The sequence below is a fragment of the Methylomonas sp. EFPC1 genome, from assembly GCF_016925515.1.
In the GTDB taxonomy this organism is placed as follows: domain Bacteria; phylum Pseudomonadota; class Gammaproteobacteria; order Methylococcales; family Methylomonadaceae; genus Methylomonas; species Methylomonas defluvii.
Window position 1 is genome coordinate 3,470,775 of sequence record NZ_CP070494.1, and the last position, 23,984, is coordinate 3,494,758.

A 23,984-nucleotide genomic window follows, 5' to 3' on the forward strand; every position below is an offset into this window, starting at 1 on the left:
GTTATCATCGAATCCTAATTAGAACAATTATTTTCACATTATGTCCTCCGACTCTACCTTTCCAACCGTTTTGCGCCAGTTACTCCGCACCCACCAGGCCTTTTTGTCTTATGCGGCCCGCCACGTTCACCGGCTCGAATTAACCTTGCCGCAATACGATGTCATCATCACGCTAGGCAAAACCGCCGGCATGCAGCCCAAGAAACTTGGCGAAGAAACCTTGATTACCAAAGGCACGCTCACCGGCGTAGTCAGCCGTTTGGAGGACAAGGGCCTAGTGGAAAGGTTGGCCTCAAAAAAAGACGGCCGCAGCCAGATCATCCGCCTGACCGATGCGGGCCGCGCCGTATACGAACAAACTTTTCCCGAGCATTTGGCCCATATCGGCCGCCTATTCGACGATTATGCGCCCGAGGACATCGAAAGACTGGAGGCGGATTTACAGCGGCTGCATGAAGCGGTCATCGCCGCTCGCGGCAATCATATCGAACAAGTCGATGATGAATTCTAACGAGTACCGAAATCTTTATACGTTTGAAGTGAAGCGCACAATGATCTCCGGGCCATTACTTAAGTGGGCCTCTAAAAATAAAAACACCTCCTTCTCCTCACGTAAGAAGGTTGGGATGAGGGAATTAAAATCAATTACTTACCCCCCTAGCCCTCTCCCTAAGGGCGAGGGAATGTTTAGAGGTTCCCTTAAAACGTTTTTCCCGGCGAGTCTCCCGATTTTCCTGACCGCGTGCGATCCGCTGCTCAGCGTGCAAGGTTCGTTCTGGCCAGCCTGGATCATCTGCATCCTCGGCGGGCTGGCGGCCAGCATGCTGCTGATGTGGCAATTGGTACACTATCGCCTGGCACCGCATTTGGGGCCACCGCTGCTGATCGCCCCCAGCCTGTGGGCTTTGTGCACCTTTAGCATCTGGCTGGTGTTTTATGCAGCATGAAAACGGCGGTGCCTGATGGAAAACAGTCAAAACGATAGTCAAGGGTTAAGCCTGAAAAATCGGATGTTGCTGGGTCGCCTCATTGGCATAGCCATCGTGCTGGGTGCGGTGGCGACCGGCTCGCTGGTTTGGCATATCAACTATCAAAATCCGCGCACCAACGATGCGATGGTGCGGGCCAACATCGTCGGCATCGCGCCGGAAGTCAGCGGCCGCATCGTGGAACTGCATGTACAAGACAATCAGTACGTCAAACAAGGCGACTTGCTGTATGTGATTAACCCGCAGCCTTATCAGGCCAGATTGGACAAAGCCAAGGCCGAATTGCTGCTGGCGGAAAAAGACGTGGATTCCCGGCGCGCCTCCAGCGGTTCCGCGGAAATGGCTATCGAACGCCTGGAACACCAGCGCGCTGCCGCCAGTGCCGAAGTGAAAAAAATCGAGGCGGAAGACGAATATCTGCATAACTATCTGGAACGGCTGGAACCGTTGGCGGATAAGCAATACGTCACCGCCGACCAGCTCAAACAGGCGCGCTCGCGTTATGCGGCTTCGCGCGCCGAACTGGCGGATGCGAAAGCTAAAGAACTGTCGGCTCGCAGTGCCATCGAGGAAGCCAAGAGCGATAGCCGGCGAGCGGTATCGTTAGTCGCCCAGGTCGGCGACGTCAATGCCCGTATCGAAGCCGCCAGAGCCCTGGTCACCGCCGCCGAGCTCGATCTGGAATACTGTTACGTGCGAGCGCCTTTCAATGCCTACGTCACCAATTTGAATACCCGCGATGGCGAATACGCCAAGGCCGGTACGCAAATGTTCGCTTTGGTCGATGACCGCCAGTGGTATGTGATCGCCGACTTCAAGGAAACTTATTTGCAGTCGATCAAACCCGGCCAGGAAGCCGAGGTGTTTCTGGTTGCTTATCCGGGCAAGCGCTTTCGCGGCGTGGTGACCGGGATCGGCTGGGCCAATTCGCCCGACAATATCAAACAGCATGGCGTGTTGCCGGAGATAGATCGCACGCTGAACTGGGTCATTCTGGCTTCGCGTTTTCCGGTAAGAATCGAGATTAAACAGCATGACCCCGCGCATCCGCTCCGTATGGGCATGACCGCGTTTGTGACGGTACGGAAAGTCACTGCCGACGCAACCGGTACAGCTCTGCCGCCGTCATGACCCGAGGCGACAGCCGGACTGGTTCAAGCACACAGTCAAAACCCAACCGGCTTTGGTTTGGCACCAGCCTGGGGCAATTCCTAACCGCCGAACTCAAAGATACACCGGCACGGCGCGTCGCCGCCCTGCGTTTATTCGTCGTCACCCTGACAATCGCACTCGTCAGCCAAACCTTGCATATCCCACCGCTGGGGGCAATTTCCATCTTGATTTGCCTAAGCTACGACGCTTACGCCAACGCCGGCCAATCCCTGGCATTTGGTATACGCCAGCTCGGTTACCTGATAGTCACGACCTTGGTATCGGTATTGACCCTGATGCTGGCCGGCAACGACCCTTGGTTATTGTTGCCGCTGTCGTTCGTCATCTTGGCCTTGTCGCTGTTCCACGCCCGGCTGATCGCTTGGCCCACGGGCATCGCGTTATGGTATTCGGTGGCGGTGCTGTACAGCCCCAGCACGCCCGATGAAAATATTTACCATGCCTTATGGAACATCCCGATCATCGGCGTATTGGCGCTGGGAACCTGGACGGTCGTGCACCTGACCATCAAACCGCAAGACCCGCTGAAACTGTTAAAAGCCGAGATTGCCACGCAGTTGGCAGCGGTGGAATACATCCTCAGCGTCCGTCTGGCCGATGCCGGCGCGTATAGCCCCAGACCTGATGCCTCTATGCATGCCGCTGCCGGCAGCCTCGGCAAACTGCTGGGTTTGTTAGCCAACGCCGAATTGATCCATCCCGGTTTGCACGAACGCCACCAGATTTACCGGGCACTGCTGTTGGAAATTGACGGTCTGCGGCAGTTGGCGGATTGGCTGAATCAAGTGTTGGCCGCGGAATATCGAGCCCAGCCGCTGACGCCGGAAAAATTAAATGTTTATCGGGCCTTACAAACCGCCTGCGCCCATTTGCGACAAGGCCTGGCGGAATCACGCGATGTATCCGCAGACGTCACGGGCTTGTTAAACGAGGAAGTGTTGCAAGCTTATGCCCGAGAATCGAATCCTTCGCTATTAACCGCCTTGTGGCGGGCCTTGCAACGCATTGCCGGTTTGATGCAGGCTTTACATCAACCTTTGGATGCTGCGGACAGTAAGGACATCGACCAGGAATCCGACGATAAGCCTGAACATGGCTGGCTGCCGGCCTGGTTGGGTTACGAGTTTTGGGCCAGCCATGCCGACAGCGTGCAATTTGGTATCAAATTCTCACTGGGCGCGATCCTGTGCATGCTGATCGTGGAAAGCCTGGACTGGCCCGACATCAACACCGCGATTCCCACCTGTCTGGTCGCGGCGCAAACCAGTCTCGGCGCCGACTACCGGCTCTCGCTGTTGCGGGTGACGGGCGCTGCTGTCGGCGGCATTTGCGCTTATTTTTACGTATTGGTCTTTCAATCTCAGCTCGATACCGTGGTCGGCTTTGCTTTCGCCACAGCGCCGTTCTGGGCCTTGGCGGCCTGGATTACCGCCGGCAGCGAACGCATCGCCTACCTGGGCCGGCAGCTGGGGTTTTCGTTTGCGTTGTTTGTGCTGCACGATTTCGGTCAAGTCACCGATCTGTATCTGCCGCGCGACCGGGTCATCGGCATTTTGCTCGGACTGATCGTGATGGGCGTTATCGATTACGCGCTATGGCCGCGGCGCTCGACAGTGCTGGCGCGCCATCACAGCATTGCGGCGTTACGCACCCTTGCCAATTTCACCAGCCGCCTACCCGATGTCAGCCAGCTTTTTACTTACACCTTACCCTTACGGCTATCGGCGGAAAAACAGCTGGCCGCCGCGCAAGACTTATTGGCGCACGCGGTATTGGAACCGGATGCGCGCTTAGCCGAAAAAGTGCATGAACGAGCGGCGCTGCGGACTATTGTCAGGGACGCCGGCCATTTATCCGGTTTGTTACAAGTCCGCAAACGCTACCGTTTACTCAGCGGCCAGCGCTTCAGTCATTTTCCCGACGAATTGCAACAACTCAGCCGGGCCTTCGATGCCGCGCTGACAACCGCCCTGGAATATGCCGCCAGCCTCCTGCAAGGCGAACCAGTCGGCAAACCCGTCGAGCTTGCCGAGCACCAAGCACGTCTAAAGCAAAGTTATACCGAACATCATGGTATCGACAATCTGGCAGACGATTTGGCGGTGGAATGGCAGCTACGCTTTATGCTGGACGAGCAAATTGTGGCGCTGATAGCTCGCATCGAAACAGCAGTGCTGGCCGCCAACTCATATACGCAAAAGTCCGCGCCGTACCTTGATTTTCAATAAGACTACCCTACGAATCCACTATAGCCGCTGGTCTCCCGCCCTGGCTGGCGCGACGATAAGTAAGCCGCAGCGATATACGCCAAGTTGCTCAAAATATGTTCATCTGAAAATCCAGACTCCGTTCCGCTAGCCAGACCAAAGCCACGGTGACGATGGAAGCGGAACCGGTTTTCATGACCAGCAGCGGATAATAGCGATAGCGGCTAAAGCCCACTATCAGAGGCAAAACCGCGCCGACAATCGCCAACTGCCCTGCTTCCACGCCCAAATTAAAACCCAATAGCGGTAACAACCGCTGCGTGTCCGGCAAGCCCATATCTAGCAACACGCTGGCAATGCCCATGCCGTGGATCAAGCCGAAAGCAAAGGCAAACCAGGTGCGGCGTTTTACCAACAGCGGATAAATATTATTCAGCGCCGCCAACGCCACCGACGCAGCAATCGCCGACTCTACCCAGCGGGATGGCAGGGTAATGTAGTGCAGCACGGTCAGACTCAGGGTCAGAGAATGCGCCAACGTAAAAGCGGTGACCACACCCAGCACGTCGAAAAATACCGGTCTAAAGCTTGGTTTTGGCTGCCAAGCGCCCTGCTCCCACGCCAAAGCCGCCGGCAGCAACAGACTTAACAAAAATAGAATATGGTCAAAGCCGATCCAGATATGCCATAGCCCGGCGTAGCCGAATCGCGCCACGGTCCGCCACCCGGCATAATTTGCGTCCCGCACAAATTCGCTACGTTGCAGGTCAGGACTAAAGATCGCAGTGTCGGTTTTAGCGGCATGCTTGACGCTTATCAGCCCGCGATGCTGCGGGTCGAGATCGAAAAGCAAGCGATAGTCTATGGACAACGGCGCGGACGCAGACGGACAAATCGCCCGGAAATTTAATACGGCGTAATGACCATCGCTGTGGTCGTCCACCCGTAAATCCCCTGCTTGCAGCGAACAGACTTGCTTAGCCGTCGTCATTTGCAAACGACTTAGCGCATAGGCATACACAACATCCCGACTATTTCGCAACTCCGCCCAGGTAATATTACCGTCGTCGTTGGCATCCAAACCCAGGGCATAATCCAGGTCGCGCAAGGCAATATCCCATTGCCCGGAGATTTGCTGCCCGTCAACCTGCACCATCATGTAACTATCGCTGGCCTTATGGGCAAAAGCGCTAAAACTTGCTGTCAGCAGCAAGACCATGATCAATCCGGCCCAAATCATCACGTTCGAGCTTAATCTTTCAAAGCTTGGCGGGGCCGAACCTTCGACAAGCCTGCCTTGAGTGCAGCCTGGAGATTCAGGGCAAAAGGTATCTAAAAGGGCGATGAATTTCGCTGATCCGTTCATATTCTGCCCCCGCCAATTTGCGCGAGCAGCGTTTGCAGTCGCGCATCTTGCAATTTGGACTCGGTTAAAAAAGCCAGCAGCGGCTGCGGATTTTTGCCGGCCGCCAGCGCCGCTTCCAAGAAAATGCGCGCATCCCGCGGCTCGCGCTGCACGTCCCAATTTTTTTGCGCCAGCGCCAGCGCCGATTCAGGCTGATTCAGCACATGCAATAAAAAGCGCGCCTCATCGCCTTGATGACTGGTATCGCCGCGCATGCGGCTGGCGGCAAAGCGAGCGGTCAGCGCATCTATATGCACAGCGGCGGTTGGCAGCCGCAGTGCTATTTCGGCAAAAGTCAGGCGCAGTAATAAGCCGTCGGCGCGCGTATCGTTGGCTAATAATTCCACCACGTCTTGGAAACGATTCCGGTCCAATAAATAATCGGCATAGGTAGCCAACAGATAACCATTGCAGCGCGGCATTTGCAGCGCCTGCCGGTAATAACCGTCGGCCGCATCGTTATTACCCATGCGCTCGGCCATTTCCGCCAGCGTGGTCAATGCCCATTGTTGGTCTGCCGGTGCGGCACTGTGCGCAGCGCTTACTGCTCGTGCCAACTGGCGATAAGCGGTGTCGAGCTGGCCGGAAACACTCAGAATGGAATTCAGACAAACTTGGCCGATCAGCGGCTCTGCCAATTTCAACAAAGGTAAACAGCTGTTCAGAGCATCGGCGTGTTGGCCTTGCACTTCCAAAATCGCCGCCCGCGTCAACCAGGCTTGCGCCAAGCGCGGCTGACGCGCCAAAGCCCAATGCAAATATTCCAGAGCCGCCGGAAATTCGTGGCGATTTTGAAACAAGGTGGCTCGCAACGTCAGGACTTCGGCACTCGGTTGCGCGACTGTCAGCCAAGGCGCCAACGCCGCTTCCGCGTAACCGAAATAGCGCGGATCCGATTCAGCGCGGCCCAGTTCGATATAGCGCCGGACTAAAGCTAAAGCCGGTTCCAAGTCATTGGGCTTAGCCGCGACTTGTTTGCGCAAGTAACGAATTTCCAGCCAGCTTTCGCCCCTGGCCGGCAAGACTTCGACGATTTCGTCATCGGTCTTGGGTAAATAAGCTTGCGCCCCCGCATCACTGAGTACAGCAACAGACATTATTAAACCTAATGTAAGCCAGTGCTTCATTGGCTCCTCCTTCGGATGTTTATCGAACAGGGGGCGAGCACCGCCGCCCCCTTCCCTCTTTTCTAATTGTTTGGACAACTCCCCACAGCCAGGGAGACGGCATCGAAACAACCGGCCTCACCAGGATCGACATGGCGGCTTTGCCGGCCGCTATTGGCAAAAGCTACATAAGGAAACACTTCCTGATAGCTTCTATCGTTGGTGTTAACGCCGTCGGCAACCCGGTTATTCGGAAAGCTGTTAAAGGCCGGATTCAAAACCCCAACCACAGCCTGCGCGGCAATATCGGTGACGTCGTCGGACACCCGCCGACCATTGGGAAAGCCGGCAGTATCGCCCGCCAGAAATGCCATGCGTTTACGGGCGCTGACAGGTGCGGGGCCGATGCCGGTGTTCAAACGCAGCAAATCCGCGACCGGTCCGCGTTGCGAGGGAGAACAACCTGGGCAAATCGGCGCGGCATAAAACACCAAGGGACCGAGATCGAAACTGGGGTTGGCCGGATTAACTCGCGGTGGCGTCGGAATGGGTACCGCACCGCCGTACGCGGCATTGACAACTCTAGCTAACAGCGGGTCCAGCACATAACCGGCAAAACTGGCGTCGTCCTTGGGTTCGCTCATGCTGAATTTGTCTTTATCGCCGGTGCCGATCAACACCTCATTAATCAAGGGATTACCCATCCGTTGAATCTGCACATAGGCATTGGCGAGTTTGGGTTTGCCGCCCGGTTTATCCGCATAGGCTTTGGTACGTGGCCGGGAGGTGGTGGCGTAAGTACCGACTACCGCCAAGGCTTCGCCGGCGCTATGTTGCTTGCCGTCTTGGGTAAGCATGGCGATAGGCAACTCGATAGCAATGGAATTGACGTTGTACCCGGCCACATCGTCGGACGCGAAGTTTTGATTTTCTGCATCATTTTGGTTCTCGGCAAACACTCCCGGCACACCGACGCCGGACGCGCCAGCCCTAAAATTAAACGTATCGAAAGTCGCACCCAAATCAATGTAAAACGGATCGTCGACGGTGCCGGCAAACACGCTAACCCCGCCGCCAAGATCGTAAATGCCTTGGCTGGCCAGATTTTGATAGTTAGGCATCGTGCGCGGCCCGACGTTGGAAGGCACCGCATAGAGCTTTTGCTGATTGGTCAGATCGATAACTTGCCGGTTGGCACCCTTCCCTTTGATCAGCGTCACCGTATAACTTTGCCGCAAACCCAAACCTTCCGAGCCAGGGCCATCCAGTGCGGTAATGGCCGGCGGCACAATCAAGGTACCGGCTGCGATCGGGTTGGGTGAATTAGCCGGCGCTACAATGCCGGTGCCGGCACCGACAAATCCGGTAAACACGCCGGGCAAGCGGTTTTCGGTTTTAAATCTGAACTGGAGGGTAATGTCTTCGTCGGCGTCGAAATTGTTATCCACTTTCATTTCATACAAAATTTCCGGATCGAACGGAAAATAATTCGGGCCGTTGCTGGGTTCCAGCAACGGATCGACATTTAGAATCATGGTCACTTTACTGGGATCGTTGTAACTGACAAAGGCGTACCAATCGGTGATGTCGGCCTTGGTATCCAACGCTGTTAACGGCGCTTCGCGATGATTGGCGGCCTCAACGGACGGTATGCCGCCCATCAATAATAAAGCGCTGGCGAACATGGTCAGCGGCCAACGGCTGTAGTGATGTAAGTCTTTCATAGTCTAATTCCTCATTAATTAAAGCCGCAGCTTCAAGCAGCTGCGTTAGGGAATACGTGGAAAATCGGCAAACGGATGCCGGAAAATGGAATTTATGCCAAACGCACTGGACTGGCCGCTTCCGCGTCGGTTCGCGGTGCGGATCTAGCCTTTCCCAGCCGGCCACCGAGCAAAAACAAGCCGGACAAACTCAGCAGCATCAGGGTGGGCGGTTCCGGCACACTGACGATCTGGGCGTTGGCGACGTTGAGAATGTGTAGATCCCAAGCCGCCGTGCGATTCGGTTCCACCGGATCGCCATTGCTATCGGTTAAAGATCCCTCGCAAAACCGGCCGTTCGAACAACCGAAGGCGGCGGTAAATTGCGGATCGGCATCCCGTAAAAATCCGTCGGCCAGCGCGGCGCTTACCGAAAAGTTGTCGTATTGAGTCAAGGTTGCCAGGTAATTCCCGGCGACAAGATTGATGGCTAAATAGCTGTCGAATTCGCCGTAATTGAAATTAACCCCGTTCGACAATTGGCTGCCGCCCAAGCCGCCGTCGTCTTGCTCGGCCAATTGGTTGCCTAAGCCGTCCCACAACGTCAAAATCGGATCGAAACCGCCGCCCAGCCAGGACGAGGTAAACAAGGTCACCGTGCCGGGCGAGCCGAGCGAAAAGGCAAAGCTCAGCTTATCGTTATCGTTGGCAAAGTTGCCGTTAAATTCAAAGTCCGCGGCCTCAACCGCTGTCGCTGCGGTCAGGCAGGCGCCCAACAACGCAACCGGAAATAGCTTTTTCATCGTGGTTTCCTCTCAGTCTGTGGTTAGAAATGGCAAGCCGGCGGCGGATTCCAGATGCGGATGGCGATACTCGGCATTCGCGCCGGCTTGCGATGACTGATACGCGGCCAATTCGGCAATGGATGCAAAACAGGTAAAAATATTTGCGGCCGGGTTTGTACAACGAACTGGGTCGGTGCTTGGCACATAAGCATCTTTCGATAGGAAACGACGAGTGTTATTAACCCAGAGCACAAGCCATAATCGCTTCGGTAGTTTGACTATTTGCCACGCGCAAACGGCTGTTTTATAGTGGTCCAACCTCAAACTCCTACTCTCTGCCTTCTTAAATGCGCCCACCAATCTTGGCAAACCAAGAAAAATCCACAGCCTTTATGTCGGTTGGTTCACACTTTGAGCGCTATCCCAACATCGCCTCGCATCCAAACCAACCGATGCCGCGTATAGCTTTTAAAGGGATGCGAGGACGATGACGGATAGCGATTCGGACGACGACCAGAACCGACAGCTCGCAACGACCGCCGACGAAGCCTTACTTAGGGAATGGATCGCCGACATCGTGGATCAGGATCAAGCCGCGCTGGGGCGCTTATACGATAGCCTGGTCGATCAGGTCTACGGTTTGGCACTACGCATCACCCGGCGGTCGCAGTGTGCCGAAGAAGTGGTGCAAGACACGTTCTGGCAGATCTGGCGGCAGGCGCCGCGCTTCGATGCCGAACGCGGTTCGGTAAAAGCCTGGGTGATGACGATGGCTCGCAGCCGGGCACTGGACGCCTTGCGGCAACTGGACGGCAATCTAAGCGAGCTGGAACCGGACGCTCTGGTGCTGATCGAAGCCCCAGCCGAACAAATGCCGCCGGATTTACTATCAGCGGTGCAGCAAGGCCATCGCTTGCAAACGGCCCTGGCGGCTTTGGAGCCCTTGCCCCGGCAATTGCTGTCGTTGGCATTTTTCCGGGGTTTGAGTCACGACGAAATCGCTGTTTGCAGCGGTTTGCCATTGGGTACTGTGAAATCGCATATCCGCCGGGCCCTACAGACTATGCAGCAATTATTGACAGCCGATGCCGGCGAGGTTAACTAAACAACATGACAGACAAATTCCCGCCTTTGGATAGCGCAGATGCCAACGATTTGCGGCAACTCGAAACGCTGCTGGCCGACGGTTTGGCGCCGATTCCGGTTGCCGGCGAACGCCGCAATTCGTTACGCCAAGGCCTGATGATGCAAGTCTCTGCCAGCCTTGCCAAACAAGCCGGCTTACTCACCGTGCGCGCCAGACACGGCGCCTGGCAAGCCCTGAAAACCGGCATCCGCGTCAAACCACTCTGGGACGGCGGCCTGCAAGGCCACTCGGTATTGATCGAATTCGCCCCCGGCGCCAGCCTGATAGCGCATCGGCACAACTGCCTGGAAGAAGGCATCGTGCTGCGCGGTGATTTGCAAATGGGCGACTTGCGGCTAGGCCCCTTGGATTACCACGCCTCGCCGGCCGGCAGCCGGCACGGCGGGATAAGGTCTGCTAACGGCGCACTGGCCTATTTACGCGGCACTTCACTGGGCGATAGTCGCGAGGTGTTGCGGGAAGTACTGGCGGGGCTGCTGCCGTTTGGCAAGGCTGAGTCTTTTAGCGTGTTTACCAAGCAAATAGACGACTGGCAGGAAATTGCCCCCGGCGTCTGGAAAAAACCGCTGTGGCAGGACGGGGAACGCGAATCCGGTTTTTATCGCCTGGAAGCCGGCGCCAAATGCCCGGCACACGGCCATCGGCTGGAAGAGGAATGCATGATGCTGGACGGCGACTTGTTTATCGACGACGTGTTGCTGCGCGTCGGCGATTACCAACTGGCGCCGGCCGGCAGCGCGCACCGAGAGGTGTATACCGACGTTGGTGCGACGCTGTTCGTGCGCGGTGCCAGAGATTACTAACCGATTTATCCGCGCCTGGCGGCTTAGCCTTAGTTGATGTCTTGACTGTTTAAATAGTCTTCGTAATTACCGCTGAAATCGACGATGCCGTTCGGGGTCAACTCAATGATCCGGGTCGCCAGTGACGACACAAACTCGCGGTCATGGCTGACGAAAATCAGCGTGCCGGGATAGTTTTCCAAGGCCGCGTTCAGTGATTCGATCGATTCCATGTCCAAATGGTTGGTGGGTTCATCAAGCACCATGACGTTGTTTTTTTGCAGAATCAATTTGCCGAACAACATCCGCCCTTGCTCACCACCGGAAATGACTTTTACGGATTTGTTGATTTCGTCATTGGAAAACAACAAACGCCCCAGCGTGCCGCGTATGGTCTGATCGTCGTCCGATTCCTTGCGCCATTGGCCCATCCATTCAATCAGCGGCATGTCTTCGGCAAAATCCTCGGCATGATCCTGCGCAAAATAACCGACGTCTGCGTTTTCCGCCCACTTCACTTCGCCGCTGTCCGGGCTCAAATCGCCGACCAGGGTTTTCAGCAAGGTAGATTTACCGATACCGTTGGGACCAATCACCGCCACCCGCTCGCCGACCGCAATCATCATGTTCAAGTTCTTGAACAAGGGTTCAGCGCCGTAGCCTTTGGCCAAATCTTTAGCTTCCACCGCCAAACGGTACAGTTTTTTAGCTTGGTCGAAACGAATGAACGGATTAACCCGGCTGGACGGCTTGACTTCGTCGAGCTTGATTTTCTCTAACTGCCGCGCCCGAGAAGTGGCTTGCTTGGCCTTGGAAGCATTCGCCGAAAAGCGCGCCACGAAGGTTTGCAACTCGGCGATTTGGGCTTTTTTCTTGGCGTTGCCGGCCAGCAATTGTTCGCGCACTTGGGTCACGGCGGTCATGTAATCGTCGTAATTGCCCGGATACACCCGCAACTCGCCATAGTCCAAATCGGCCATATGTGTGCAAACACTGTTCAGAAAATGCCGGTCATGCGAGATGATGACCATGGTCGAGTTACGCTCGTTCAGCACGTTTTCCAGCCAGCGAATGGTGTTGATATCCAGGTTGTTGGTCGGCTCGTCGAGCAGCATGATGTCGGGATTGGAAAACAAGGCTTGCGCCAGCAATACCCGCAGTTTCCAGCCTGGCGCCACCGCGCTCATCGGGCCGTTGTGTTGTTCCAGCGGGATGTCCAAACCCAACAATAATTCGCCGGCCCGGGCTTCGGCGGTATAGCCGCCGAATTCGGCAAACACCGTTTCCAGATCGGCGGCGCGCATGTAGTCGTCTTCGCTGGCTTCCATATTGGCGTAGATCGCGTCACGTTCCGACATGGCCGCCCACATCTCGGCATGACCCATCATCACTACATCCAGCACTCGCTGCTCTTCGTACGCGAATTGATTCTGGCGCAAGATACCCAAACGCTCGTTGGCATCGACGCTGACGTTGCCGGATGTAGGTTCCAGGTCGCCGCTGAGGATTTTCATAAAGGTCGACTTGCCGCAGCCGTTGGCGCCGATCAGGCCGTAGCGGTTGCCGTTGCCGAATTTCACGGAAACGTTTTCAAACAGGGGCTTGGCCCCAAATTGCATGGTGATATTAGCGGTAGAAATCAAGAGAGTGTCCGAGGATTAAGAGTAAAAAGAGCGTTGTCGCCGTTTCAGGCGTGTGACGAAATAAATGGGTTGACGCGAAAATGGGTTATTTTACCAGACTTTAATCAACGATCATTTACAGTAATGTGTCACTGACAAGCCCGATATGATTGCACCGTCCCCCACCGCAGAACCGATTTATCCGATCTTTTACAGCTTCCGCCGCTGTCCGTATGCGATGCGGGCACGCTTAGCCATTGCCGTATCGGGGCTAAGCGTCGCACTCCGAGAAATCGAGCTCAGCAATAAACCGGAGGCGATGCTAAGCGTTTCGCCAAAAGGCACCGTACCGGTATTAGTGTTGCCCGACGGCCAAGTGATCGAACAAAGCCTGGATATTATGCGGTGGGCCTTGGCGCAACACGACCCGCAAGACTGGCTGGACCAAATGCCGGAAGATGCGAAGCGATTAATCGACTGGAACGACGGCGATTTCAAATACTATTTGGACCGCTACAAATATGCGGACCGCTATCCGGAACAAACCCAAACTGTTTATCGTCAACAAGGCGAGGTGTTTTTAGCCGAGCTGGAAACCCGCTTGCAGCGGACTCGCTTTTTGTGCGGCTTAACTTTCGGCTTGGCCGACGCCGCCATTGCGCCGTTTATCCGGCAGTTTGCCGCAGTGGATAACGCTTGGTTTGCCAGCTCGCCCTACCCGGCCTTGCAACAATGGTTGGACGACTTTTTAACATCCAATCTGTTTGCGGCGGTTATGCGAAAATACCCGCCCTGGAAAGCTAACGATCCGTTAGTCCTTTTCGGGAACGAGGCCGGCCTCGTACCATTTTAAAAGGTGCCCGACATGTTAAAAATCTACAAGAAAACCATACTCATCGACAGCTCCGGTGCGCATCCCCGCCTTGAGTCACCTCCACAAAGCAAGCTGTCCAATCTGCTGACCATTCCGGCGATGATTGCCGGCGCGGTCTTGGGTACCGTGGTGTTTTCGGCGTTTTTTGCCTTACTGCTAATTCCGCTGACAATAATCGGTATCAGAGGCTGGTGGTTGCTGCGAAAGCTGAAAAATGCGCAGGTTGACGGGCAAAGCCTGGAAGCTGAATATACTGTGGTTTCAGACCCGGCAAAAACCTCCAAGTCCGACTGAGAAATCGCCTGCTTGACTACAAAAAAAGCCCCCACCTTGAGCAGGGTGGAGGCTGTGGAATGTGTAGCTTTACAACGAGGAGGTACTACGAAAAAACTTAAAATCGGACCGGTTTAGCCACTTCGATATTGCTAAACAGGGAAGCAGCGCCAAAAAACAGTGTGGAAAGAACAAACTGACCGGACAGGAAGCTGAACATACCGGTAGCAAAAAACAATCCGGTGACGATGTCTTTATACAGATTGCTTGACTTGTTCATTTTTCCACCTTGACTGGGTTTCAGCCGATTCATTGAAGACGGTTTAACTATAAACCTTTGCCATTTATTTACAATAAGGCATTTATTACATGATTTGTTTCTTATTTTGAAACAAATTTAGTTAAACACCACCTTTCACCAGCCAAATTGAACCCCAACTCGGTTCAAACTTAAGCTACCAATTTTGATGCAGGAGGATGCAGCCATGAGCCACCATTTAAATCTGCTACGCGCGATATTCCAGGATCCGGTTAGCGGCAACATCCATTGGCGGGAAATAGAATCGCTGTTGCACCACCTGGGCGCCAACCTGCAACCTAGCCACGGCGCGCGCTTTCACGTGAGTTTGAATAACGTCGAAGGCGTGTTACATCATCCTCACCACAGCGGCATATGCACTAAACAAGAAATCAAACATCTGCGCGAATATCTGGCAAGCGCCGGCATCAGTCCGTCCACATATGAAGAACAGCGCAATAAACCGCATTAGCTCAAGGCCGGCGATAAGGTATTAAGCACTTAGCATGGTCATTGCCCACAGCAAGGATTGAACAGAACGACCCATGAAATGGATTGCAAAAAGCTTGCTGCTGGCAGTATTGCTATTACCTGTATTGTTTGGACTGACACTGTGGCTGGCGATTGACAATACGCCGAAATTACAAACCCGAGCCGACCTGACCCCGGAGCAAATTGCCCGAGGCAAACTGATTTTTCGGCAAAACGATCCGCGCCGTTTAAAGTCAGGTGCTATCGCCCGAGTCGTACTGGATCAACAAGAACTGGACCTGGCGATCAATTATCTTGCCAACCAATACGCTAACGGCGTGGCGGGCTTACGGATCGACAAAGGCGGGGCCCACATTGACGCCACCCTGCGTTTGCCCCGCAATCCCATAGGCCAATATCTGAATTTGACGCTGGAGTTCAAGCAAACCGCCAACTTACCGGAAGTCGATCAACTGTCTGCTGGCAAACTCCGGCTACCCGGCATGCTGGCCAAACCCTTGCTGAGTTTGGCGCTCAACACCTTACACCCGGCGGCGGATCGTCAAGCCTTCGCCAACATTGTCAAACATGTGCTGTTTCAACCGCAGCGCCTGACGATCACGTATCGTTGGCAAGCAGACTTACCCGGCAAATTGCGCGGCGCATTACTAACGCCGGCGGACCTGCAACAACTGGAAGCTTATCAGCGACGTTTAGCCGAACTAAGCCAGACAGATAATAAAAGCGTCAGTCTCACTGATCTCAGCAAACCACTTTTTATACTGGCATTACAAAGAAGCGCCAGCGGCGACCCGATTGCGGAAAACCGGGCATTGATTTTGGTATTGACGCTTTATGTCAATCAACAGCGCCTGACGAAAATCATCCCCGAATCGCGGCTCTGGCCGCGCCCGCTTTGGCGCCAGGTAACGTTGAACGATAGAGACGACCTGACCAAACATTATATGGTTTCGGCGATGCTGGCCGCCTATTCGGGCACCCCCTTGGCTGATGCGGTGGGATTGTTTAAAGAAATCGAAGATTCCCGCGGCGGCAGCGGCTTTTCGTTTAACGACCTCGCCGCCGACCGGGCCGGGACGCGCATGGGCGAACAAGCTGTCGCCAGTCCGGCGCTGGCACGGAAAATCCAATCAATATTAGCCAACGCCGATGAAAATCAAATGATGCCGGCTACCGCCGATTTACCGGAATCGCTAAGCGAAGCCGAGTTTATCCGCCGCTTTGGCGGTACCGACGGCGAAGCGTACAAACAACTGATGCAAGACATAGAACGGCGTATCGCGGCCTTGCCGGTGAATCGGGAATGATGGATGAGCGAAAACCTGGCTAGCCGGCGAAGCCACCGCAAACGGTTGGTGACTAACCCACGGCCACTTTTGCTCGCGCCAACAAGGCCGTAAACTCGTCGGCGGCCATCGGCTTGCCAAACAGATAACCCTGCGCCTCATCGCAGTCGTTTCGTAACAAGTATTGCGCCTGCTGCTCGGTCTCCACGCCTTCCGCTATCACCTTGAATTTCAGAATCTTGGCGATGGAAATAATCACCATCACAATCGCGGCGGCGTCTGCGTCGTCGGGTATGTTCGCCACAAATGAGCGGTCGATTTTCAGCTTGTCGAAGGCAAACTGCTTGAGTTGGTTCAAACTGGAATAACCGGTGCCGAAATCGTCTATCGAAATTTGCAAGCCGGCTTCCCTGAGCTTGGCCAATATAGCCCGCTTCCGTCCCGGATTGCGGATGAACAAACTTTCCGTCAACTCCAATTCCAGGTATTCGGCGGGCAAGCCGGTTTCATTGACGATGTCGATAACTTGCGCGACAAAGTCTTCCTGATCCAATTGCCGCGCCGACACGTTGACCGCCATCGTGAACGCCGGATAGCCGCTTTGCCGCCAAATTTGGCTCTGCCGGCACGCCTCGCCCAACACCCACGCACCTATCGCCTCGATCAGGCCGATTTCTTCGGCGACCGGAATGAATTGATCGGGGGGAATCAAGCCCAGCTCGGGATGTCGCCAGCGGATCAGCGCCTCGGCGCCGACGATCCGCCCGGAATCCAGATCGATTTGCGGCTGGTAGTGAAGAAAAAATTCGTCGCGTTGCAGCGCCCGGCGTAAGTCGCTTTCCAGACGCAGCTTGGTCGACACGACAAATTCCATATTATCTTCATAAAAACAATAGGTATTGCCCTGCTCCTTGGCGCGGTACATCGCGGTATCGGCGTGTTTGATCAGCAAACCGCTGTCGGCGCCGTCGGCGGGATACAACGAAATGCCGATACTGGAGCTGACGTAAAACTCTTGCTCCATCAACGCGAATGGCTGGGCGATGGCGATACGGATCTTGTCGGCGACGGCAGCGGCGACTTGCGGATTGCTGATATTTTCCAACAGCAGCGTAAATTCGTCGCCGCCGAACCGGGACACCATGTCTTCCCGCCGCACACAGCCTTGAATCCGCTCTGCCGCAGCTTTCAACAACTGGTCGCCGACATCGTGCCCCAAGGTGTCGTTAGTCAGTTTGAATCTATCCAGATCCAGAAACAGCACGGCATGCAGCTGATTTTGATCCGCGCTGACGGCGATCACTGAGTTCAGCCGGTCGATGAATTGCGTGCGATTGGCCAGATTGGTCAAGGGATCGTGGTAAGCCAGGCGATTCAAGGTCCGCTGGGTCAGGCTGGCTTCCAATAAATGCGCGATACGCTTGCGCAACACCGCGAAATGAATCGGTTTGGGTATGTAATCGTTAGCCCCTATCGAAAAAGCCAATTCCACCAAATGGTCGTTTTCCAAAGCGGTAATCATCAGTATCGGCACGTCGGCGCCATGGGGCAGCGCGCGAATTTTGCGGCAGGCCTCGAAACCGTCCATTTCCGGCATCATCGCGTCCATCAAAATCAAATCCGCCATTTGCCGCTGGCACAACGCCAGCGCCTGCCGGCCGGTGCCGGCCAAATCCACCCGGTAGCCGTCCTTCTCCAAAACATCTTGCAAGGCAAACCGCATGGCTCTGTCGTCGTCCGCCACCAGAATTCTGGGGCCGGCCTGCGGGAGCGGATCAGCAGCCGTTTCCGTGCCTATTTCCAAACTCAATAGTTGCTCGATGAACCGGTATTCGTCGCGCAATTGCTGCAGCAAGGCCTCGCCGTTTTCAATCTGCGCTTCAGCCGCCTGCTCTTCCAGTTGCCGGGCAATCAGCGCCAGCTTTTCTGCGCCCAGGTTGCGGCTGGCACCTTTCAGGCCATGGGCCGATTCACGCAATTGCGCGTGATTGTCCGTCGCCAGCGCCTGGGCGATTTGCTCGATTTGCGCCGGCGCGTCTTCCAAATAATAGCCCACCATCTTCACAAAACCCTGGCCGATTTCCTCGCGCAATTGGCGTAAAACCGCGTGATCCAGCGCCTCCAGCGACGGCTCCGGCGAGAGCGGCTCGGCGGTCAGGCACGGCCTGCCCTCGAACCAACTCAGCAGTTTTTCCCGCAACGGCTTCAGCTTGATCGGTTTGGCCAGATAATCGTCCATCCCCGCCGCCAGACACAAATCGCTATCGCCTTGCTGAGCGTTGGCGGTCATCGCCACGATGGGCAGCCGGCCCACGGGTTCAGGCAGCAGCCTGATGCGTCGAGTCGCCTCAAAGCCGTCCATAGTCGGCATGTGGCAGTCCATTAGGATCAAATCGAAAGCCTGATGCTCCAGCCAGGACAAGGCCTCGACGCCGGAGCCGGCGATTTCGTAGCGGCAACCCAGCCGCTCCAGCATGCCCGCGGCCACCATTTGACTGGCACGGTTGTCTTCGACGATCAATATGCGCCGCCCGAGCACGACGCTTTGCTCGACCTCGGGCGCCAAGTCGGCCGCGGGTTCCTGATAATCCTGACCGGCGGTTAATATGAAATCGTACAGTTTGGAAACCTGTACCGGTTTCGCCAACTGCGCGGCCACGTTTGGCAAGCGCGGCAGATTGACGGCATTAACGGGGTCGGACAGCAACACGATTTTGACATCGGCCAGCGCCGGATCGTCAACGATCATATCCACCCAACTGGCATCGCCGGCATCTCTCAGATCGATGATGACAAAATGATACGCCTGGTCCTGATCATTGGCGGAACGCAACATATCCACGGCTTTGATGCCGTAGCCGCTATGCCGGTAGTGAATTTTCCAACGCGCCAGACTTTGCGCCAAAAACTGGCGCATTTTGTCGTTCTCGGTCACGACCAATATCCGCAGATTGGCGAAATAGGCTTGCCGAGCCTCAGAGATGCCCTCGGTACCGCGCGGCGGATTGAAGGGTACGGTAAACCAGAACGAACTACCTTGCCCTTCCCGACTTTGGACGCCGATTTGCCCCCCCATCAGTTGCACCAATTGCCGGCAAATCGCCAATCCCAGGCCGGCGCCTTCGTGATGACGGGTCCTGGAGCCGTCGGCCTGCACAAAAGCATCAAAAATACTGGTTTGCGCCGCCTCGGGTATGCCCATTCCGGTATCGGTCACACAAAACCGCAACGGGATGGTATCGCTCTCCGCCGCTTCGGTTTGCACATCAATGGTGATGCCGCCTTGTTCGGTAAACTTCAGCGCGTTGCCGACCAAATTAATCAGCACCTGCCGCACCCTGGACGCTTCGCCGTTCAACACTAGCGGTATATCGTCGGCTAGCGAGTAGGTGAGCTGCAGATTTTTTCGGTGCGCCTGCGCAGACATCAATTCCACGACTTCGTCCAAGGTTTCGTAAAGCACGAAGTCAACCGGCTGCCGCTTCATCATGCCGGATTCAATGCGCGAGAAATCCAGAATATCTTCGATTAACTTCAACAGTGCTTCGCCGGCGTTGCGGGCTACCATCGAGTATTCCAGTTGCTTCGGCGTCAACCCCATGTCCTGCAGCAACTCCAGCATACCCAGTACCGCATTCAGCGGCGTGCGCAGTTCGTGGCTGACATTGGCGGCAAACTCGCCCTTCAGGCGCGCCGATTCCAAAGCCGTGTCACGAGCCCGCTCCAACTGCTTTTCCCGGGTTTCCAACACCGCCATCATGGTGTTGAAGGCTTCACCCATTTCGATGATGTCGCGCGACCCGCTCAAGCGGGCCCGCACGTTTTTCGCGCCGGCTGAGGCCTTGCGCATCCTCAGCGCCAGTTGTTGAATCGGCAAAGTCAAACGCCGCGACATCGCCAATAGAAACAGCAGAAACACCGTGGCCGAGCCGCTGGACGCCATCAAAGTGGTCCAGCGAATTTTTTCTTTCATGACATTCAGCGATTGCTTGCCCATCACCAAGCGCACATAGCCGACCAATTCCGGCGTCGGCGTTTGCGCCTCGAACGGTGACGCCTCTTGCTCCGCGGTGTTACGCGCGTATACCGGCGCGGCAAAATACCAGGCTTGTTCGTTCTCATGCACCAAGGCCAGGGATTCCGGCCAGCGCGCCGCGTCGGCGTCGGCAGCGGGCATGGCCGGTTCGCCGCGTTCGAATAAGGGCTGCAGGGCGTTGTTGTAAATGGCTACGCCGTGCACATCGGGAAACGCCAGGAAGCGTCGGGCCGGCTCCTCGGCGTTCTCCCGGCTGGCATACAGCAAAGCCAGCGTGCTCTGTGCCGCAAACGCTTCCGTGGATTGGAGGCCTTGGGCGACCCATTTATCGCGGACGATGTAGTAAGACAGCGTGGAAATGCCGAATGCCGACAGTATCGAGATCACTACCAGACCGAAACAAAAGGTCACGGCCAGCTGTTGCAGAAAGCTCGCCCGCTTGAACCTGGGCCATCGCAAACGCTTCATTGCGTTTAAGGGACCGGGAAAACCATCGCGAATTCGCGGCGTGTCTGACTGGAAAAACGCAAACCCAGATGTTCCGCGGTGCGTAAATTAACGGCCACCAGCAAATCCCGCAGCAATTCGACCGATTCGAACTTACCGCCCGCCTGTACTTGCTGGACGGCCAGACCGGCCAAACTGCGGCCCATACTGAAATTGTCGGGGTATAAGGAAAATAATGCCCCTTTGCGCACATGGTCGAGATTGCTGGAAAACACCACGAAATTTTTCTCCCAGGCTTCGCGCAGTACTTCCGGTAACAAGGATTGCTCGTCCATGGCGGCGTTTTCGCGCGGCAGCCAGAGGGCAATGGAGTTGTCTTTAATCTCCAGCAAAATCTGCCGGAACTGATCCGAGGAATCGTGTAAGTTGCCGGTCGGTTGCGCCACCAGCGTCAAGCCGCGTTCCAGAGCCGCCCGTCCGGCACGCTCGATCTCCCAGGCGGTTTGCCGAGGATCGTAGATCACGGTAATTTTTTTCACCTCCGGCACCAATTTTTTCAAATGGTCGAACATGGCTTCCGGGGCCGGCGTCAGACTAATACCGGCCAAGCCCTGCACCTCATCCGGGCGGATCATGGTCGCCCCTATCACCACCGGAAATTGGGAAGATACCGATTTGGCGACCGCCAAACCGGCGCGGCCCAAAGTCACGACCACATCGATCCTGTCGCTTTTCAGGTCCTGAATCAATTTTTCGACGGACTTGTCGCGCTCGCTCAACAGGTAATGCCCAACCGGCTTACCCAGCTCCTGTTCCATGCCGCGCGCAATCTCCATGAACACCGAGCGGTAGGGCTCGCGCACATCGGGATAAACGATGGCAACGGTCGGCGCTTGCGCCCAGGCGCCGCCGCAAAAAGGCCACAGCAGACATAAGGCCAACCCCAGCTGAAAAAATAGTCTATAGAACAAAATGACTCCCGAACTACGGTGTAAATAAGACCCAAGCAACGGCGCCTCGGCTAAAAATGAAGACTGATTTCGCCGTAAAAACTGCGCGGCGCCAATGGTAAATCGTTAGGAATGGCGGCCGGATTGCCGGCCAGACTGGGTTCCCGTGCACTGACATCAAACAGATTGCGCACGGAAAACGCCACTTCCAGATGCTTGGCCATATTCTGCCGGCGTAGCGTCACGTCCACCCAAGTATAATCCGCGACCGGCTTGCGGGTATCGCCGAAACTACGGTCGCGGCCCACTATCCATTTGGCTTGCGGACTGAGCTGCCAGTCGGGCAAAAACTCCCAATTCAGACGCAGATAGACCTGATGGTGCGGCGCATACCCGCTATCACGATCCAGAGCCTGGTCGCGGCTACGTTGATAGGCGTAGTTGCCGATAATTTTTAAAGTGTCGGCGGCCTGCCATTCCGCTTCCAGTTCGGTGCCGTAGCCTTGCTGGACACCGGTATTTTGCGCGGTCGAGGTGGTGGCATTGACATCCGGTACAAAACGGATGATGTCCTTCCACCAGAAGTTAAAGAAATTCAAACCCAGGCGCAGACTATCCGTCGGCCGATAGTCGAAACCCAGTTCGACGTTTTCCATGGTTTCCGGGCGTAAGGAGGCATTACCGAGTTGGGCCGGGTTGTTGATGATATACATTTCTTGAAACGACGGCGCCCGAAACGCCGAGCCATACATCAGCTTTGCCGTTAAATCGTAGCGGGCTTCCCAGATCAAGGCCGCGCGCGGATTGAAGGTATTGCCGAAGTCCGAATAGCGGTCGTAGCGGGCACCGGCGGTCAAACTCCAATCGTTGGCAAAATTCCATTGGTCTTGTAAAAACAGGTATGCCACTTTCCGGTCCACTTCCGGAATGAAGGTCGCGGAGGTGCCGGAAACGTCGGTCAGCGGAATCCCCGGCAGCGACGGTATTGGCGCGCCGGTGGCGGGATCGATACCAAAATTCTGACTGACCCGCGCCTTGAACAGGCTGTCGTAATTAAAACCGATGCCGCTACGTAATTGATGTCCCTGAAAACCGCCGTAAGCAAAGGTCTGGCTGATACGGACATGGCGTTCCCACACCTCAGGGTTGCCGATGTAACCGTTGGGAAAGGTGACCGGCGCGCCGGCGCCGATCTGGCCGTTGGCGCCGATAGGCAAGGTAGTGCCGGCCGGAAATAGCGTCAGATTGCGCTCGATTTCCTGACTGGTTTCGAAATAGCTGGCTTGTGTCGTCAAATCCCAGTTTTCGATGTCGGCGTTATGGTAAGTAACGTCGGCGTTCCAACGGTCGCTGGCATAACGGTTGACCGGGTCCAGGGCTTGCGCGATACCCGAGGCGTTACCCAAATCGCTGCGGTGTTGCAGCCCGCCGCGAAACCGCCAATGGCCGCGCGACAAATCCAATCGGGCGTCGAGATTGTCTCGCGACATGTTCAACGGCCCCGGCGCCAGCGAAGCGCGGGTCCCCAACAAGCTATCAAACTGGCTTTGTAGGTCGGCATCGACGTTGGCGTCCTGCCCGGCAGTCTTGTGATATTCAAAAGCCAAGGCAACGTCAAAGCCGGCCCATTCGCCGCCATGCAAGGCCCAGCCGTCATAGGTATCGAAGCTACCGACCCGGCCACCGACCTCAGTACCTTCAATGTCCTGTTTGGTTTTGGTGATGACGTTGATTACCCCGGCGAAGGCATCGGCACCGTATACCGCCGATCCCGGCCCGCGCACAATTTCGATACGGGCGATGTCGCGGATCGGCATGCCGCCCCACACCTCGCTGCGGCTGCCGGTATAGGAATTGGTGATCGGGATGCCGTTAATCATCATCAGCACTTGCTGATTGAACTGCGAATAAATGCCGCGAAACGTGTAAATCGGGTTATAGCCTATCGTGTTGCGTTCGACGTGCAGGCCGGGCACGCTTTCCAACGCTTCGTCTATGTCGGTGGCGCCTATTTGTTTGATGTCGTCGGCCGTGATAACGGTGGCAATCGACGGGGCTTTGGAAATCGGTTGCTTGTAACCGCTGGCGATACTGACCATATCCTCGGTGCCGTAGATTTGCGACAAAGCTCTTTCTTCCTCTTCCGTGGAAACCGGTTGCGCATGCGCGGACGCACTGATCAGGCAAGCGCAACAAGTGACAAACAGCGGGCGGACCAACATGGCTAACTCCAGTTTGGAATTCTAGTTATTTCGGAAGTTATGCATTAACACTGGGGCTAATTTTGCCGAAGGATACCAAGGAGCGGGCGATGTTTGTTAATTTTCAGCCTATCGATTAACTCAGATCAATTCTTCCAGGTGTTCCGGCACAGCCGAAAGGATAGCAGAGACAATCAAATTCGGGCCG

Annotated in this window: 20 protein-coding genes; 10 read left to right on the top strand and 10 right to left on the bottom strand. The window is 55.6% G+C overall.

Going from position 1 to position 23,984, the window contains the following annotated elements; translation table 11 throughout:
• The first annotated feature begins 40 nt into the window (after positions 1-40).
• From JWZ98_RS15970 to JWZ98_RS15985, 4 genes are read left to right on the top strand one after another with little or no spacing between them, the layout of a single operon-like run.
• The gene (locus JWZ98_RS15970; RefSeq protein WP_205450832.1) at positions 41-511 is read left to right on the top strand and encodes a MarR family transcriptional regulator; all 471 of its coding nucleotides are present in this window, start codon (positions 41-43) and stop codon (positions 509-511) included.
• On the top strand, positions 498-947 hold the full coding sequence (locus JWZ98_RS23240) for a YtcA family lipoprotein (RefSeq protein ID WP_240348019.1): 450 nt from the start codon (positions 498-500) through the stop codon (positions 945-947). Before JWZ98_RS15970 ends, JWZ98_RS23240 begins: the two co-directional genes overlap by 14 nt.
• A 15-nt stretch (positions 948-962) precedes the next feature.
• Positions 963-2,120 (top strand): efflux RND transporter periplasmic adaptor subunit, encoded by a 1,158-nt coding sequence (locus JWZ98_RS15980; RefSeq protein ID WP_205450834.1) that lies wholly within the window; start codon positions 963-965, stop codon positions 2,118-2,120.
• A complete protein-coding gene (locus JWZ98_RS15985; protein ID WP_205450840.1) occupies positions 2,117-4,390 on the top strand; it encodes an FUSC family protein in 2,274 nt (757 codons plus the stop codon). The genes JWZ98_RS15980 and JWZ98_RS15985 overlap by 4 nt, the downstream gene beginning before the upstream one ends.
• 88 nt (positions 4,391-4,478) lie before the next feature.
• Here the strand turns inward: JWZ98_RS15985 and JWZ98_RS15990 are convergent, their stop codons facing one another.
• The 5 genes from JWZ98_RS15990 to JWZ98_RS16010 form a co-directional block, all read right to left on the bottom strand.
• Entirely contained in the window at positions 4,479-5,609 is a 1,131-nt protein-coding gene (locus tag JWZ98_RS15990) for a HupE/UreJ family protein (protein ID WP_240348367.1), read from the bottom strand.
• 122 nt (positions 5,610-5,731) lie between these two features.
• Positions 5,732-6,871, bottom strand: a complete 1,140-nt coding sequence (locus tag JWZ98_RS15995) for a hypothetical protein (RefSeq protein WP_205450841.1) — start codon at positions 6,869-6,871, stop codon at positions 5,732-5,734.
• Between the two features lie 92 nt (positions 6,872-6,963).
• Positions 6,964-8,604 carry a DUF4331 domain-containing protein gene (locus JWZ98_RS16000; protein ID WP_205450843.1) on the bottom strand — a complete coding sequence of 547 codons (1,641 nt, stop codon included), beginning with the start codon at positions 8,602-8,604 and terminating at the stop codon, positions 6,964-6,966.
• A gap of 92 nt (positions 8,605-8,696) precedes the next feature.
• Positions 8,697-9,386: a DVUA0089 family protein gene (locus JWZ98_RS16005; RefSeq protein ID WP_205450847.1), complete on the bottom strand. Its 690-nt coding sequence runs from the start codon at positions 9,384-9,386 to the stop codon at positions 8,697-8,699.
• A 12-nt stretch (positions 9,387-9,398) separates the two neighbouring features.
• Positions 9,399-9,572, bottom strand: a complete 174-nt coding sequence (locus tag JWZ98_RS16010; protein ID WP_205450848.1) for a hypothetical protein — start codon at positions 9,570-9,572, stop codon at positions 9,399-9,401.
• 283 nt (positions 9,573-9,855) lie between these two features.
• Here JWZ98_RS16010 and JWZ98_RS16015 point away from each other — a divergent pair, with 283 nt between their 5' ends.
• Positions 9,856-10,473, top strand: a complete 618-nt coding sequence (locus tag JWZ98_RS16015) for a sigma-70 family RNA polymerase sigma factor (RefSeq protein ID WP_205450850.1) — start codon at positions 9,856-9,858, stop codon at positions 10,471-10,473.
• Positions 10,474-10,478: 5 nt separating this feature from the next.
• A complete protein-coding gene (locus JWZ98_RS16020; RefSeq protein ID WP_205450851.1) occupies positions 10,479-11,318 on the top strand; it encodes a cupin domain-containing protein in 840 nt (279 codons plus the stop codon).
• Positions 11,319-11,347: 29 nt separating this feature from the next.
• On the opposite strand, the gene JWZ98_RS16025 is transcribed toward JWZ98_RS16020, so the two are convergent.
• Positions 11,348-12,940, bottom strand: coding sequence for an ABC-F family ATPase (locus JWZ98_RS16025; protein ID WP_036276341.1), 1,593 nt, complete (start codon positions 12,938-12,940; stop codon positions 11,348-11,350).
• A 145-nt stretch (positions 12,941-13,085) separates the two neighbouring features.
• Between JWZ98_RS16025 and JWZ98_RS16030 the strand changes: the two genes are divergently transcribed.
• Both JWZ98_RS16030 and JWZ98_RS16035 read left to right on the top strand, forming a co-directional pair.
• On the top strand, positions 13,086-13,772 hold the full coding sequence (locus JWZ98_RS16030) for a glutathione S-transferase (protein ID WP_205450857.1): 687 nt from the start codon (positions 13,086-13,088) through the stop codon (positions 13,770-13,772).
• Between the two features lie 12 nt (positions 13,773-13,784).
• Positions 13,785-14,087 carry a hypothetical protein gene (locus tag JWZ98_RS16035; protein WP_026603966.1) on the top strand — a complete coding sequence of 101 codons (303 nt, stop codon included), beginning with the start codon at positions 13,785-13,787 and terminating at the stop codon, positions 14,085-14,087.
• Between the two features lie 97 nt (positions 14,088-14,184).
• On the opposite strand, the gene JWZ98_RS16040 is transcribed toward JWZ98_RS16035, so the two are convergent.
• Entirely contained in the window at positions 14,185-14,346 is a 162-nt protein-coding gene (locus tag JWZ98_RS16040) for a hypothetical protein (protein WP_165786391.1), read from the bottom strand.
• A 205-nt stretch (positions 14,347-14,551) separates the two neighbouring features.
• Here JWZ98_RS16040 and JWZ98_RS16045 point away from each other — a divergent pair, with 205 nt between their 5' ends.
• Together JWZ98_RS16045 and JWZ98_RS16050 are read left to right on the top strand one after the other, a co-directional pair.
• On the top strand, positions 14,552-14,836 hold the full coding sequence (locus JWZ98_RS16045; RefSeq protein ID WP_205450858.1) for a type II toxin-antitoxin system HicA family toxin: 285 nt from the start codon (positions 14,552-14,554) through the stop codon (positions 14,834-14,836).
• 73 nt (positions 14,837-14,909) lie between these two features.
• Complete coding sequence (locus JWZ98_RS16050; RefSeq protein ID WP_205450860.1) at positions 14,910-16,163, top strand: hypothetical protein; 1,254 nt, start codon at positions 14,910-14,912, stop codon at positions 16,161-16,163.
• A gap of 52 nt (positions 16,164-16,215) precedes the next feature.
• Here the strand turns inward: JWZ98_RS16050 and JWZ98_RS16055 are convergent, their stop codons facing one another.
• Genes JWZ98_RS16055 through JWZ98_RS16065 form a run of 3 tightly spaced genes read right to left on the bottom strand, consistent with a single transcriptional unit; the run spans position 16,216 to position 23,797 of the window.
• Positions 16,216-20,646, bottom strand: coding sequence for an EAL domain-containing protein (locus tag JWZ98_RS16055; protein ID WP_205450869.1), 4,431 nt, complete (start codon positions 20,644-20,646; stop codon positions 16,216-16,218).
• A gap of 5 nt (positions 20,647-20,651) precedes the next feature.
• Positions 20,652-21,596 (bottom strand): ABC transporter substrate binding protein, encoded by a 945-nt coding sequence (locus JWZ98_RS16060; protein WP_205450872.1) that lies wholly within the window; start codon positions 21,594-21,596, stop codon positions 20,652-20,654.
• Positions 21,597-21,646: 50 nt separating this feature from the next.
• Positions 21,647-23,797: a TonB-dependent receptor gene (locus JWZ98_RS16065; protein ID WP_205450873.1), complete on the bottom strand. Its 2,151-nt coding sequence runs from the start codon at positions 23,795-23,797 to the stop codon at positions 21,647-21,649.
• Positions 23,798-23,984: the final 187 nt, after the last annotated feature.

Bases quoted from the DNA above. Each gene is read 5' to 3' on its own strand.
- JWZ98_RS15990 (WP_240348367.1), bottom strand. From the start codon at position 5,609: ATGATTTGGGCCGGATTGATCATGGTCTTGCTGCTGACAGCAAGTTTT.
- JWZ98_RS16040 (WP_165786391.1), bottom strand. From the start codon at position 14,346: ATGAACAAGTCAAGCAATCTGTATAAAGACATCGTCACCGGATTGTTT.
- JWZ98_RS15970 (WP_205450832.1), top strand. From the start codon at position 41: ATGTCCTCCGACTCTACCTTTCCAACCGTTTTGCGCCAGTTACTCCGC.
- JWZ98_RS16030 (WP_205450857.1), top strand. From the start codon at position 13,086: ATGATTGCACCGTCCCCCACCGCAGAACCGATTTATCCGATCTTTTAC.
- JWZ98_RS15995 (WP_205450841.1), bottom strand. From the start codon at position 6,871: ATGTCTGTTGCTGTACTCAGTGATGCGGGGGCGCAAGCTTATTTACCC.
- JWZ98_RS15985 (WP_205450840.1), top strand. From the start codon at position 2,117: ATGACCCGAGGCGACAGCCGGACTGGTTCAAGCACACAGTCAAAACCC.
- JWZ98_RS23240 (WP_240348019.1), top strand. From the start codon at position 498: ATGATGAATTCTAACGAGTACCGAAATCTTTATACGTTTGAAGTGAAG.
- JWZ98_RS16000 (WP_205450843.1), bottom strand. From the start codon at position 8,604: ATGAAAGACTTACATCACTACAGCCGTTGGCCGCTGACCATGTTCGCC.
- JWZ98_RS16015 (WP_205450850.1), top strand. From the start codon at position 9,856: ATGACGGATAGCGATTCGGACGACGACCAGAACCGACAGCTCGCAACG.
- JWZ98_RS16065 (WP_205450873.1), bottom strand. From the start codon at position 23,797: ATGTTGGTCCGCCCGCTGTTTGTCACTTGTTGCGCTTGCCTGATCAGT.
- JWZ98_RS16035 (WP_026603966.1), top strand. From the start codon at position 13,785: ATGTTAAAAATCTACAAGAAAACCATACTCATCGACAGCTCCGGTGCG.
- JWZ98_RS15980 (WP_205450834.1), top strand. From the start codon at position 963: ATGGAAAACAGTCAAAACGATAGTCAAGGGTTAAGCCTGAAAAATCGG.
- JWZ98_RS16045 (WP_205450858.1), top strand. From the start codon at position 14,552: ATGAGCCACCATTTAAATCTGCTACGCGCGATATTCCAGGATCCGGTT.
- JWZ98_RS16050 (WP_205450860.1), top strand. From the start codon at position 14,910: ATGAAATGGATTGCAAAAAGCTTGCTGCTGGCAGTATTGCTATTACCT.
- JWZ98_RS16005 (WP_205450847.1), bottom strand. From the start codon at position 9,386: ATGAAAAAGCTATTTCCGGTTGCGTTGTTGGGCGCCTGCCTGACCGCA.
- JWZ98_RS16020 (WP_205450851.1), top strand. From the start codon at position 10,479: ATGACAGACAAATTCCCGCCTTTGGATAGCGCAGATGCCAACGATTTG.
- JWZ98_RS16055 (WP_205450869.1), bottom strand. From the start codon at position 20,646: ATGAAGCGTTTGCGATGGCCCAGGTTCAAGCGGGCGAGCTTTCTGCAA.